At 50.7% G+C, this 13077-nt stretch carries 11 protein-coding genes; 5 read left to right on the forward strand and 6 right to left on the reverse strand.

Features of this window, described 5'->3' with window-relative positions; all coding sequences use genetic code 11:
• Positions 1–826 precede the first annotated feature (826 nt).
• From GSQ62_RS09570 to GSQ62_RS20840, 3 genes are all read left to right on the forward strand, one after another.
• A complete protein-coding gene (locus GSQ62_RS09570) occupies positions 827–1111 on the forward strand; it encodes a hypothetical protein (RefSeq protein WP_161889289.1) in 285 nt (94 codons plus the stop codon).
• 2 nt (positions 1112–1113) lie between these two features.
• On the forward strand, positions 1114–2529 hold the full coding sequence (locus GSQ62_RS09575; RefSeq protein ID WP_161889290.1) for a hypothetical protein: 1416 nt from the start codon (positions 1114–1116) through the stop codon (positions 2527–2529).
• Between the two features lie 230 nt (positions 2530–2759).
• Entirely contained in the window at positions 2760–2882 is a 123-nt protein-coding gene (locus GSQ62_RS20840; RefSeq protein ID WP_237587127.1) for a DUF433 domain-containing protein, read from the forward strand.
• A 154-nt stretch (positions 2883–3036) separates the two neighbouring features.
• Here the strand turns inward: GSQ62_RS20840 and GSQ62_RS20845 are convergent, their stop codons facing one another.
• Positions 3037–3351: a hypothetical protein gene (locus GSQ62_RS20845; RefSeq protein WP_237587128.1), complete on the reverse strand. Its 315-nt coding sequence runs from the start codon at positions 3349–3351 to the stop codon at positions 3037–3039.
• Between the two features lie 195 nt (positions 3352–3546).
• On the opposite strand from GSQ62_RS20845, the gene GSQ62_RS09585 reads away from it, so the two are divergent.
• Together GSQ62_RS09585 and GSQ62_RS09590 are read left to right on the forward strand one after the other, a co-directional pair.
• On the forward strand, positions 3547–3912 hold the full coding sequence (locus GSQ62_RS09585) for a hypothetical protein (RefSeq protein ID WP_161889291.1): 366 nt from the start codon (positions 3547–3549) through the stop codon (positions 3910–3912).
• 266 nt (positions 3913–4178) lie between these two features.
• Positions 4179–5291: an acyltransferase family protein gene (locus tag GSQ62_RS09590; protein ID WP_161889292.1), complete on the forward strand. Its 1113-nt coding sequence runs from the start codon at positions 4179–4181 to the stop codon at positions 5289–5291.
• 148 nt (positions 5292–5439) lie between these two features.
• Here GSQ62_RS09590 and GSQ62_RS09595 read toward each other — a convergent pair whose 3' ends face one another.
• The 5 genes from GSQ62_RS09595 to GSQ62_RS09615 all read right to left on the reverse strand — a co-directional run bounded on the left by GSQ62_RS09595 (position 5440) and on the right by GSQ62_RS09615 (position 13071).
• Positions 5440–6156 carry an FkbM family methyltransferase gene (locus tag GSQ62_RS09595; protein WP_161889293.1) on the reverse strand — a complete coding sequence of 239 codons (717 nt, stop codon included), beginning with the start codon at positions 6154–6156 and terminating at the stop codon, positions 5440–5442.
• A 383-nt stretch (positions 6157–6539) separates the two neighbouring features.
• A complete protein-coding gene (locus GSQ62_RS09600) occupies positions 6540–7664 on the reverse strand; it encodes a sugar phosphate isomerase/epimerase family protein (RefSeq protein WP_161889294.1) in 1125 nt (374 codons plus the stop codon).
• A 461-nt stretch (positions 7665–8125) separates the two neighbouring features.
• Positions 8126–10537 carry a TonB-dependent receptor gene (locus GSQ62_RS09605; RefSeq protein WP_161889295.1) on the reverse strand — a complete coding sequence of 804 codons (2412 nt, stop codon included), beginning with the start codon at positions 10535–10537 and terminating at the stop codon, positions 8126–8128.
• A 6-nt stretch (positions 10538–10543) separates the two neighbouring features.
• Positions 10544–11917, reverse strand: a complete 1374-nt coding sequence (locus tag GSQ62_RS09610; RefSeq protein ID WP_161889296.1) for an HTTM domain-containing protein — start codon at positions 11915–11917, stop codon at positions 10544–10546.
• A 47-nt stretch (positions 11918–11964) separates the two neighbouring features.
• Positions 11965–13071 carry an imelysin family protein gene (locus tag GSQ62_RS09615; protein WP_161889297.1) on the reverse strand — a complete coding sequence of 369 codons (1107 nt, stop codon included), beginning with the start codon at positions 13069–13071 and terminating at the stop codon, positions 11965–11967.
• Positions 13072–13077: the final 6 nt, after the last annotated feature.

Below are 13077 nucleotides of genomic sequence, written 5' to 3' on the forward strand. Positions count from 1 at the left end.
GTTGTAAAAAAAGCCAAACAGGATGTTGTAAAGCAAACTATATATACTTTGACATGGGAGTCTCCGACAACTTTCGGGCGAGCGGCAGAAGTCAGTTGTGCAAGGACAGGGCTATTGTTATATATACGAGGAAAAGACCGTTTGATAATTGGAATTTTCGCCTTCTAACGCCTTAGATATTGCTTGTTGGGTGTAAGAATCAGAAAGGACCTGTTATCCATGTTACTCCAAGGCAGATCAGCAGCCGAACAGTGGGAGCAGTTCTTTCATAAAAGGACACCGCCAACCCAAAGCTCCTGAAACGGAAAATGGCCTAATTATATAATTAGAGCTGTTTTGGTGTTGTATGTTTGTATTTAGCAGTCTCAGAATGGTTCCTTCGCGACCACCGAAAAGGCCCTCAGCAGCACGCTGAGGGCCTTTTACTTTTATAGGAACATATTACGAACAAATGGCTTTAGAAACCTCTACAACTTTTGCAGTATGTTCAACAAATTGGAAATACCCTTGAAGTTCATTCTTTTTTAAATACTTGATACACACTTAGATCCTTATTATAGCAGGAATATAAAATCAATATCTTTCAAACATAAACTATTTATTTTGTAGTATAACTTTAATAACATATATTGACCACTATTTAAAAGTCGTAACATTCAATACTACTAATTCAATGAGCTTAACGTTTAAGTATCAAAACCAATTTGATAGTTACGGCTTAACTACTTGTCCCCCGCAAGAATGCACAGAAACAGAAAGGTCGGCTTATCGATGGTGTTATAAGCCATTGAATGATGAAAGGAATTTCATGCCTCAGGCTATAAAAATGGAGAAGAAGATTATTCCTCCTCGCCGTAACACAAAGCCAGCGAAGATGTGTGAAGACTTTGCAATTTCTCTTTTCGATACGGCAGCCAAAGCAAAAATAGTGTTCAAAGAATTACCTTCCAATATCAAAGCGCTACTTGGGTATACACATTTATCTAAAACAGACCTTGCCAAAGATGATGGTGTAATGAGTGATATAGATGAAAAAGGACACTTCAATTTTCATGAGTACGCTAATTCAGCATTTCTAAAAAGATGCAGAATCATTGATGATCTCGCTTAATAATGGAAAACGTACAAGGATATAAACTTAGCGGCTTCCCCTTCGAGAATCTCGTAAAGGTTAAAGACCTGCTTTATTATGATGGGCCTTTGCTATCTCATTTCATAGATGAAGTAGAAGAAACTCATTACTTCTACTTATGGGTTGATTATAATGAAGAATTTAACAGGTGGCTTATTTTTAGAGTAGATGAGTATGATCTAGTTGAATACCTTGTAGGGATAGAACCTCTACAAGGATTGATCTGGAAAAATAAAAATGAGTTTTTATATATAGTAGATATAGATGCCGATGTAAACTATTATAATCCAACTATAGTAAGAGCGTCAGATCTGCCCAATTCTTATATCCCGGATGAATTCTCCTACTTCAACTCACCAATACCTGAAATTTATGAATCACTGTTAGCTACTTTAAAAGCGAAGAGAAATCTGAATACAGAGTATGTTGATGCGCTAAGAAACAATGCTGTATTTTTGAAGATTACTCCAAAGTCGAAGAAACACAGCACCGTAGTTAGCACTTATGATGCGAGTGATTTTCTGAGAGATATATCAAATTCTTATTTAGGATTTGCTGAGGCTAAATTTGCCAAAGATTTCTTTAAAGTTTATGAAAGCTTTGACAAATTTGAAAGTGCTAAGAAACAAGTTCTTTCTCAAGTTGAACCTAAACTTGTACAAGTAGGTATCTCAAGCTTTGCTATTGGTGTTGCTTCTGACTTCCTATCCGATAATAGCAATAAAAGTGAGTTCTTATGGAAGAAATCTATTGCAAATGAGTACAAAGAACAAATCATCAATATCGACTATTCTTCCGATGTAGAACTTGAAAATATAAAAGATAAGTTTACTGATAAAGAACGACAGTTAATCTTTAAACCGCTGATTAGGATTTTTAAAAATAAGAGGTTCGACTTATCAATTACCGATTATCATTTTTCAGATAAGAGAAAAATAAAAGTAATGCCTACGAAGGCTGAAACTATTTTACTTGCACAAAAACAAATTACAGAAAAGGAACGTCAGGAAGCTGCATTTGAGTTAGTAACTATAATTGTAGAGAAGCCTATAAATGAGTCCGCTGAAAAACTAAGTAAGAAGTCTCTTCAAGAGGGCTTCCTTTTTTCCCAGCCTACTAAAGGTTTTGAGTATATATTTGAGTCGATTGACTATAAAGATGATATAATATATCTCAAAAAGCCCTTACGAGTAAGAGTAACGTATGAAAATAAAGTCTACACCATCAGCATACCTGAACTGGATATTAGGCTAACTACTTCTCAAAAAGAAGAACTTCTTCCTCTAATGAAAAAAGAGTTGTACCAACGTATCTCATATTTGTTAATTACTAATACCCCCCTATCAGAATTAGAAATTAATCAAAGTCAATTCATTCAAGATTATTTAAACTTATAAGCTGATAAATATTTAATATTACTCCACTTATAGTTTAGATTTGACTACAGCATATTAATGCTTTATGATACATTTAGAAGAGAACTCTAATTGTGTAAAAATATTCTTTTAGGACAGGCCAATAAGCCTGTCCTAAAGTTGTGCCCCCCTATACACCCCACTAAAAGCACAGTAACAGTATAGGAATCTCAGCAAATTTGTATATTTAGTTAAAAAGTATTTTACCGCCCATGCCTACTATCAAAGACTATATAACTCTTGATCCAGAAGTACTATGTGGTCAACCCGTCTTCAAAGGCACACGTGTTACGCTCGATACACTTTTCATGCACCTGGAGAAGGTTTTTCCCTGAATGATTTTCTGGAGGATTTCCCGTCTGTGAGCAGAGAACAGGTAGGAGTTGTTCTCGGAATAGCAGAGAAAATAATGACCTCCAAGAATATTCAGGAGATATATGAAACTGCTGATTGTCGAGAAAAAAGCATCGCTTCTGTTTTCCGCTTACGTTATATATCCACCCAGTCGGCTTCTGTTTTCGACTCGAGCAGGAAATCCAGGTACTCGTTCAGCGACAGCTCTGAGAATTCGTTGATGTCGAGGCAGTTTGTCAGCGGGTCGTACCAGGCCAGGAAATTAAAGTACCTTCCCTTCAGCCGTTGGCTGCCTGTCAGTTCCACCAGGGCGTTCGGTTTCCCCATCTCGGCCCAGGTGGCCTTGCCACGGCGTATCAGGCTGGCCATATCTGTCTCTAACTGTGCCCGCTGCCCCTCTGTCAGACGGTGGCGCTCGGCTAACATGCCGCTTGCTTCTATTCTGTCCATGCTTCCTTTCTTTAATACCCTGAATATATAGTATATAATCTGAATATATAGCTTATGTTATTAAGTATTTTTGATGGGAGGCGGAAACGGAGAAACGAGCAGCAGAAAAGGCCCTCTATCCTGCGCAGGGCTTTCTTTTTGGAACCAATCAGCAGCGCAACGGTATAAAGGAAGGCAAACCAAACCTGCACCACCATGAAGGCTAACGTTCCATCTGATGAGTTTATAGGCTCTGCCGCTGCCGGCACGCACCACCACGCCAGCCTGCAGCAGTTCCTCGACGCGAAGGGAGTAGACACAACCCGCTATGAACCGGTCGGGGCGGGATTCAGCGGCGGCGGCGACGCGTTCTCAGGGTTTATAATCTGCAAGGACAATCAAAGGTCCACCGAGGAGAGAGACCACCTGATTAAGCTGTACTTCGAGGAGAAGATGGCCCAGGAGGAGTTCTTCTCCCTGTTCAAAAGATTTGAAGTAGTCGTTATATCAAAGCATGGCGTTTACGACATCGCAGAAACGAACGGAGAGTTGGTGATTGAGAAGGAGGAAGACGAAACGTAACGAATGCTGAGTCGGCTGCACGCCCGGAATTTATATATGCCGGGGCACCTCACCTCCGGGAGTGGTGGTATATGCACTAAAACTGCGGCAGTGCGTCATTCCCAATCCATATAGTATAATTTAAGCTTCCTGGGCCGGAAGCATGAGTTATTATAATTATAGTTATTATCTTTAAACTTATACCACTTATATGCGTTAATGCAGCCATATTAGCTGCGACACAGCAGTTGTCATCACCAGTGTTCTTCGTATAACCCTTTCCGGCCATGCATTACATCAAGCAACTCGACAGCGTAAGGGCGATTGCTGTCATACTGGTGATTATCACGCACTGGGTTCCGGAAACCCATGCGCTCAATGTCTATACCGGCGTATTCAATGGAGTGGATATCTTCTTTGTGCTGAGTGGGTTCCTGATTACCAGAATACTGCTCGAAACAAGAATGGAGGCGGAGAAGCTCGGAACCCCAAAGATTACCCTGGTCAAAAATTTCTTCACCAGGAGGTTCCTCAGAATATTCCCCATTTATTACCTGACGGTATTCCTGCTGTTTGTGGCCGGGCCCGCCACAGGAACGGACATCAGGGGCAACTTCCTGTATTTCCTGACCTACACCTCTAACTTCTACTTTTTCGACAGGCAGGAATGGGACGGCATGCTGTCTCACCTGTGGTCGCTGTCAGTCGAAGAGCAGTTTTACCTGATATGGCCCTGGTTTATGCTGTTCCTGCACAAGAGATCCCTGTTGCCGCTTATCCTACTGTCTGTGCTGACAGGAATAGCGGCGCAACTGTTGCTGATGGAGGTGAGTTTCGGGGACATTCTGACTTTCTCCTGTTTCGATGGGTTTGGCCTGGGGGCGCTGCTGGCCTGGGTGGTAGTCTTCAGGCCCGCTTCGCTTGGCAGGTTGTACCCGGCTGCGCTCTGCCTGGCTGTCATGAGTTGCCTGCTGCAGGTAATGAGGGTGGCAGGCTCCGGGGGCATCGTGCTGCTTCCTTCCAGAACCCTTACTGCCATTTTTACATTGTGGGTCATTATCGGTATCCTGCTCTATGGAGAAAAGAAATCCATCTTCTTCAACTCCATCCTGAGTAACCGCGCCCTGATATTCATTGGCAAGATAAGCTATGGCCTTTACCTGTATCACCTGATAATTCCTTACGTCACCTGGAGAGCATTTGACAGGATGAACTCGTACCTGCCGTCCGCTATATACCGCTACAACGAGTATCTGGTACAGGTTGAGAATTTAGGCCTGCTGCTGCTCATTTCCTACATCTCCTGGGTGCTGATTGAAAAACCAATCCTGCGCCTGAAAAGGTACTTCGAATACCAGCAGACGCCTGCTGTCGCGCCGCCCAAAGCAGTTGCCAGTTGAAGCAGCCAGAAAAAGAGCTCTGCTGAAAAGAACACCTGCGGCAATGGCTATATCACGCCACCAGATGGGTGCTGTATATATAGCTGACACCAACCACAGGCAGGCCATCTTCTAAAGCGGATGCTCACCTATATAGGCAACACACCTCCTACTCCTTCACAAACATATAATTGCGGAGGCTTTCGGTTGGTTTCCGGTACGGGTGCTTGTCAAAATCCTGGCAGTCAATCTTTTTCCCGTTGCGGATGAAGAAGCCTTTGTAGCCCATGTCCGTCAGGAAAGAGAAAATCTCGCCTTTCCCGGCGTCCTCGTGGCTGCACTCGAACAGCAGCGTGGGCATGTGCTTCTGCAGGGTTTTCCGCCCGCCTTTAAACACAGACATCTCGTGGCCTTCCACGTCGCACTTGATGAAAGCGAGCTTACCGGGCGCCTTGTCCCTGAAAAAAGTATCCAGGGTCGTTACCTGCACCTCCACTTTGTGCAAGCCGCTGTTTTCCGGAAGCTTTTCCCCTTTCTGCGCGATTCTGGCTCCGCCTGAGCCTACAAACTTTCTGAAGATATCGAACGTGCCTTCTTTGTCGGACAAGCCTTTGTTTCGGATGGTCACGTTATCGAGCTGAAACGACTCTTTGAGGTCCAGCAGGAAATCGCCCAGTTCAGGCTGCGGCTCAAAGGAGATGACGCGCCCGCCCGGACCTACTTTTTTCGACATCCAGTAGGTATAAATCCCCCTGTTCGCCCCAATGTCCAGCACCGTGGCCCCTGTCAGGTTCTGGTCCAGCAAAAACCTGACGGAGTCTTTCTCGGTTCTGCGGCGGTAACGCCAGAAACGGGAAACCATGTGTAGTCTGTCGATGATGTTCATAGGCAATGGTCTGAAATGATATAGCAAGACAGCAGCGATGCAAACCGACCAGAAGCCGGGGCCACATCCCTGTGTATCTTCCCAATATAGTAAAAAAATTTGCTATGGCAGCAGAAGCCCGGTGCCTGCCCTGTGGGTACAAGCCGCCCTTTGCAAGGTGCCTAAACTAAAAAAGCACCCTGCAGAGCAGGGTGCCTTTCCAAGCTATGAAAACAAACTTAATGCCGTAAAGTAACGGATTGGATTTGACAAAACAAACTGCCTTAATATATAAAAAAAGGTATATAAACAAGAAAATGCCTGCCTTTGGCGTGTAAGCCCCTCGGGAGGCGAAAGAATTTTTTAATTAGCTGCTACATCCGCAAGCCATGTATAGCCTAGGCCTAGCGTAGCTCCTCCATCGTCACCACCGGGATGTCCTTGCCTGCTATCTGCTTTAGCTCCCGGAAACCGCCGTTGTTATACTGGTAGCCCATATCGGTGAGTTCCCACAGCATGGGGGCCAGGTTTAAAACAGTGGCCTTGTAGCCCTGCATAATAGCGCCCATATTGCCGGTGCCCTTCGACAAGGCGGCCTCGTTCTCTATCTCGAACGGCCCTGAGAAGCCCTGCTCCTGCAGCGTGTTCACAAACGCCCGCCAGTCCATGCTGTCGGAGCCGCCGAAGCCGGGCAGCATTGCCTCGTAATTATGGCGGTCCCACTCGTTTCTGGGGATGGGAACCCTCGCGCGCTTGGCCAGGTCAGCATCCACCTGCTGCATCGGGTACATGTTGCCCCAATGCACGTTGTTTCCGCGGCGCGTCGCTTTTACGTGGATGCGGTGCAGCCGGGCCATATCCGTATTCCGGATTACCTCGCTTGGGTCCACGTGCTGCCACACATCATGGGAGGGGTCATATATCTCGCCGTGCGCTTTGCTCGGGATGAGCTCGTACATCAGTTTGCGGGCCGCCAGCACGCCTGTCAGGTTGTTGAAGGTGCTGGTGTAGCCAGCGGCGCGCCAGCCTTCCATCGGGCAGTTCTCGTACAGCACCGTCACGCCCAGGTCCTCGGCATATTGGATGATGGGCCTGAACACTTCGGCATATGCCTCCAGGTTTTTCTGGAAGCCGTTCTCTTCGTTGCCCAGTGCGTGGTTGTAGCCTACAAAAGTGCCGACTTTCACGTCGTTGGCGTCGCCGCCGAGCAGGTGCGCCATCCGGATGAGGCGGAGCAGGTGGTCCTGGTTTTTCACGCGCTGCGCCTCGTCCCCGCCAATCAGGTTGTCGAAGGCCCCCAGTGAGAGCTGCAGTCGGTTCTTGTTGAACTTGTCGAGCAGGGCTTTGGCGTCATCCGGCCGGAAGTGCTCGTAGTCCAGGTGCGTTGCCACAAAATCATTCCGGGTGCCGTCGCGCCGGAACACGCAGAGGTCGAGCCCCTGCACGCCTACTTCGTTGGCTTTCTCAATTACCTCATCCAGACTCAGCCGGTCGAAGGCCGAGGTCATTATCCATATCTGGTTGTTCATGCGTTTGGGTTATTTATATATGCTGCTGCTGGCAGGTGCTTCTCTATATATAAGCGTTGATGCCTGCTCAACCAAATTAGCGGATTCTTCCCCTTCCTCCAAATCATATAGGGTATGGGATAGGGGTTTATGCCAGTATCCCATGGGTTTCGCCTATCTGCCCAACCACCCCTACCCCTCCTTGTCCTTGTAGAGGGGCAGGGGCGGTTGGAATATACTTGCACAGCGAGTATGCGTATGCCCAAAACCTAATTGATAATAGTACAATGTGGCAGGAGCCTACCAAAAAAGATGTATAGACCGTATAGAACTACACCGGCATGTCATTTCTAAAGGCTCCCGGAACCAGAGCCAAAGGCTTTGTCTCCCTTCCATCAAAATTCTTTCAGGATGGCAGAAACGAAAAGCCGGGCCTTATTATAACTGCAGCAACAACTGACAATCAACAACCAGCAATCAACCTACAGCTTAAACTGCAGCGTGATGTAGTAGTTGCGGGCATCCGAGGGGATGATGCCGGGGCCGGGGTAGCCGGTGGCGCGGCGCGTGAAGTAGCGGTTGTCGGTGAGGTTGTTGATGCCGGTCTCCAGCGTGAAGCGCTTGTAGGTATAGCTGCCCGAGAGGTCCATCACCCAGTAAGTCGGTATAACGCCCACTACGGCCGTTGGCTCCAGCAACGAGTTCGGGGCGTCGGAAAATTGCTCTGCGGTATAGGCATACTGGTAAGCCAGCTTAAAATTGTAGCGCTTAAACGAGAGCCCCACCTTGGCAATAACAGGCGGCGCCAGTTCCACTTCATTTCCATCTATATCCCTTAGCGGGCTGCTGTACCTGGTGTTCACCAGCGTCACGTTCGAGAAGGCCGAGAGGCTGGTTTGATGGTCTTTGCCATATATAAGTTTGAGAAAATCGGCCTCCACAAAAGTTTCCAGGCCTATGTTCCGCGAGTCTCCCACGTTGGTGCGGATGCGGTTGGTGGTACCCGCGATGTTCATGAAGTTAATACGGTTTTTGTAAGCGAGGTAAAACACGCTGGCATCGTAGTTCAGCACCCCGCTGATGTTGCCCCGGAAGCCCAGGTCGGTGCTGTAGCCGCGCTCGTCCTGCAGGTTCTGATCCACAAGCTGGTTGGGATTGATGACGCGCATGTCGTTGAAGTTGATGGCGCGGTAGTTCTGCGAGAAGTTGGCATATACCTCCATCTCCTCGCTCGGCTTATAACTCAGCCCGAGCCCTAAGAGCAGCACGTTGCGGGAGTTGCTGCGGTCTTCCGGCACCACCTCATCCCGGATAATGTTGCCCGCCTGGTCTGGCACCACATGGCGGTAGCTGCCGTCGGCGTTGGTGTTGATCCACTCGTAGCGCACGCCCGGCGTCAGGCTCAGTTTCGGGGTGATGTTGAAGATATTCTCGGCAAACAGGGCGATGTTGCGGCTCAGGTAGTCGTAGGCAGATGCGTTGGGCGCACCCGTCTCCGAGTAAAACCGGAAATCAGCGTCAGTGGCCGTGGATCCGTCGCCCTGCTGCTGATCGGTGAAGCCACGGTAGTAGCGGGCGCCCATCAACAGCGTGGAGAAGGAATTGCCCAGGTCGTAGCGGTGGAGCAGGCGCGTCTCGTTTCCGAAGTTCCTAAACTGGTCCTGCAGCAGCGTGCGCGGCTGCGTCATATCGTCCGGACGGCTGATTTTGCCCATATAGCCCAGGGCATCGCGCTGCGCCAGCAAGCCGAAGTTGCGCACGTTCAGCTTCGTGCGGTCGCTCAGGCGGTAGTCCAGCGTCAGGGCCAGCAGGTTCCAGTTCACTTTAAACCAGTTGCGGTCGCGGATAGACTGCCGGGCATCCTCCTCAAAAGCCGCATCCGCCAAGCCTCCCGGCTGCTGCGCCAGGTAATCCATATAGGTATAGTCGAAGCCAATCTCCAGTTTGTCGTGCGGCTTGTAATGCACGGAGCCAAAAGCGGTATGGGCATCAAAGCCGGAGTTGTCGCGCCAGCCGTCGCCGCGCTTGTATTGGTAAAAGCCATAGTAATGAAACTTGCCTTTGGTGCCGCCCACGCTGTTGAAGGAGTTGAACAGGCCCCACGAACCGGCCGTTTGGCGGGTAGTCAGTTCAAAGGGCTTGTCTTCCGGCCCCTCTTTCATCACGAAGTTGATCATGCCGCCGAACTGGGTGCCGTACTGCAACGAGGCCGCACCGCGCACTACTTCTATCCTGTCCAGCGCCTCCGTGGGCGGGGTGTAGTAACTTTCCGGGTAACCCAGGGCGTCGGCGCTGATGTCGTAGCCGTTCTGGCGGGTGTTGAAGTTGGAGGTCCGGTTCGGGCTGAGGCCGCGGCCCCCAATGCCCAGTTGTAGCCCGGCACCATCGCTCTCCCATATATTGAGCCCAGCGACTTTGGCGAAGACCTGGCGGCTGTTGTTGGTGGCTTTGTTGGCCGTAATGTCGCTAATGACCACTACCTCACTTTTTTTGCCCTCATATATGGCTGTGCCCTCCACCGAGTTGAGGCGGGCGATGCCAAAGGTTTTCTCGCGCTCCGCATTCACCTTCACTTCCTTCAGTTGCCCTTCCAGCGGATTCAGAGAGAAATCAAGGGAAACATTGCTGTTGCTAATGGTGACCTGCTGCGTGGCCGATCCCCAGCCCACGCTGTAGGCGGTCAGGGTATATAGGCCGGGTACGAGATTGGTAATGCTATAATTTCCCCGGGCATCAGCCTTAAACAAAGCCCCCGTGTTGGTCAGCAGCACCTCGGCCTGCGGCACGGCTTGCTGTGTGGCGGTGCTGGTTACCTTACCGGTAATAGAGAATGTTTGCGCCCGCGCAGCCAGACAGCTGCAAAGCACCAGAGCGATCGTTAGCGTTATGCGCATGTTCATTTATTTCTGCCCCACCGCCTCTTGCAGCGGAGCCACTTCATCAAAAGGTAAAATCCAGGGCTTCGGCAGAAAGCTCTCTTCTTGAGCCGCCAGGTTCACCGCCGGGTCGATGAAGAGGCGGCTGCCACGGCCGTTCAGGCTCACGTACACTTCGGCGCGCACCTGCGCACCGGGTACGCCACGGGCGGCAAAGTCCTGCTGCAGCATATGGGCGTACTGCAGGATCATATCCGGCTGGGTGGCCACCTGCTTCTCCTGGTTGATGGTCAGGTACTCGCGGTTGTTGATCTCTACTTCGTGGCCGGTGTGGGGATCGCGCACGTAGAAAAAAGCCGTGCCAGTCTTCTCCATCAGCATCACGCGCCACGAAAAACGATAGCCCTGTTCGGTCCAGAAGAGTTTGCCGGGGTACAGCGCAAACCGCCAGGGCACCAGCACCTGCAACACAAAATACACCACCAGCAGGCTCAAGAGCAGTGGTTGGGCCGATACCTTGGCATAAGCAGGATAGATGCGTATTCGCACATTCACCAAACTCCGCAGCCCCTGCAGCACGCGGGTATGAAATCCTTCAGAAAAGAAGATCAGCGTGCTCACGATCATGATATAGGGGAACATGCCAATCTGGAACAGCACTGCCGTGAGCACGTGGAACACCGCCACGGTGACATAAGCCAGCAACCGGCTTCTGCGCCAACTCAGGAAAAACGGAATGGTGAGATCATAAAAAGCGCCGAACCAGCAGAACACAAAAGCCACCCACACTTCGTCGAGGAGCGGGCCGATGAGCGGGAGGTGGGTGTGTGCCGGCAGCCAGTAGCGCAGCGGCATGGCCTCCAGCAGCCAGTCAGGGTTTAGCTTGGCCACCCCGGCGTAGAAGTACACCAGCCCCAGTTGCAGTTGGAAGATGAGCAACGCCCAGCGCGGCACGTGGCTCACCCATATATGCGGCCTGCGCAGCACGTCCAGCGAAAAATGCCGTTGCGCCGGCACCAGCACCAGCAGCAGCGCCACCACGCTCACAAAGTAGTAGTGGTTCAGGTAATTGGTTTTGTCGATGAGCTCGACGTACGTAAAGCTGAGGAAGAACAGCCCCGCCGACACGCGGTAAAACAGCCCCAGCATGATGCCCAGCGCCGACAGCGCCATCCCTACAAACAGCGCGTACATGCCCGCCTCGCCCAGCGGCTGCACCCACTCAAAGCCGTAGTACGGGAAGTACACTTTGGGCTGCACGTACAGCTCCGTCACCCAGCCTTTCGCCATAAAGCGCAGTACGCTCGCCAGCATCATCCCGCCAAAAATAACGCGGAACACGGCCAGCGGCGCGGCAGAAACAGGTGCGGTCAGATAGGACGTCAGCCTCTGGGGCATATGCTATATATAAAGTGCTGTGCTTTGTCAGTTACAGGACTCACTCGTTAATCCCCGTCGTTGTCGGAGTAGGTGATGGTGACGCCCAGGGCGGAGGGCATGTCGGTTTTAGTGAGCACGATGAGCTTCTGCAGGGCGTCATATACCGCTGTCACCGCCTCGGGCTGCGTCGCCACGGCTTCAGAAAGCGGGCCTTCCACCGTTTCAGCGGCGGCTAGTGCGGCATCGAACTGTGCCTCGATGGCCGCCGAGAGCGGACCGCCGTTATAGGCTGCTTCCACATGGTCGAGGTAGTCATCCAGGCCCGGGCCGTTGGCACCCATAAACTTGGCTTTCTCGGCACGGATGGCCGCCTTCAACAGTTCCAGCGAGGTGCCGCTGTAATAGGCCTCCACTTTCTCCGGCAGGGCGCTGCCCGCGGTAAAGCGGCCGCTCGGAATGCCCACTTTGGCGCGTTTGGTTAGGTCGATGTCGAAGTTGAGTTGGTTAACGAGGTTGCCCACGGCGCTGCCCACCGCGGTGCCCGCCGCCTGTTCAAACGTAGCCGTGTAGTTGCCGCTGGTCCAGTCCTCATATACCGCATCGGCGCGCTGGCTGATGAGGCTGGCCACCTCCTGCAGGTACTGCTTCCGGTTGGCCGCACTGGCGTCCGTTATATATAAACCAACAACTTCCTCCTCCGATGGCGCGCCATATAGCAGATAGTCCAGCGCCGGAAAGCCTTTGGCATCCAGGTTAGCGGCAGCCTGCAGGTCGTAGCTGCCCGAGGTGATGTTGCTTTCTATCTCGCTGGCGGCGGTCGGGTATATGTTGAGGTTGTTGCGCAGCATCTGCTCATCGGCGGGGCCAAACTCATATATACTCACCTGTTGCCAGGACTTGTATGCCTCCTGATAGGCACCACGGGCAGCCGCCAGCGTGGCGGCAGAAGGCTCAGCGGCAAACGCTGCCACCGCTGCCTCCATCGCCGCTGCTTTGGCGACAAGGGCTTCGTAGCCCGGCACAATCAGGTTGTCGGCGTAGTTGGCCAGCATCGCCCCGCGGTCGAAATCAGCTTTGGGATTTGTGTCATCCTCTTTGTCGGAGCCGCAGCCTGCCAGCACAGAGAGGCTCAGCATCACAGCAACGGCTGCATATAGGTTGGGAAGTTTCATAGGTTC

The sequence above is a fragment of the Pontibacter russatus genome, assembly GCF_009931655.1.
Lineage (GTDB): Bacteria > Bacteroidota > Bacteroidia > Cytophagales > Hymenobacteraceae > Pontibacter > Pontibacter russatus.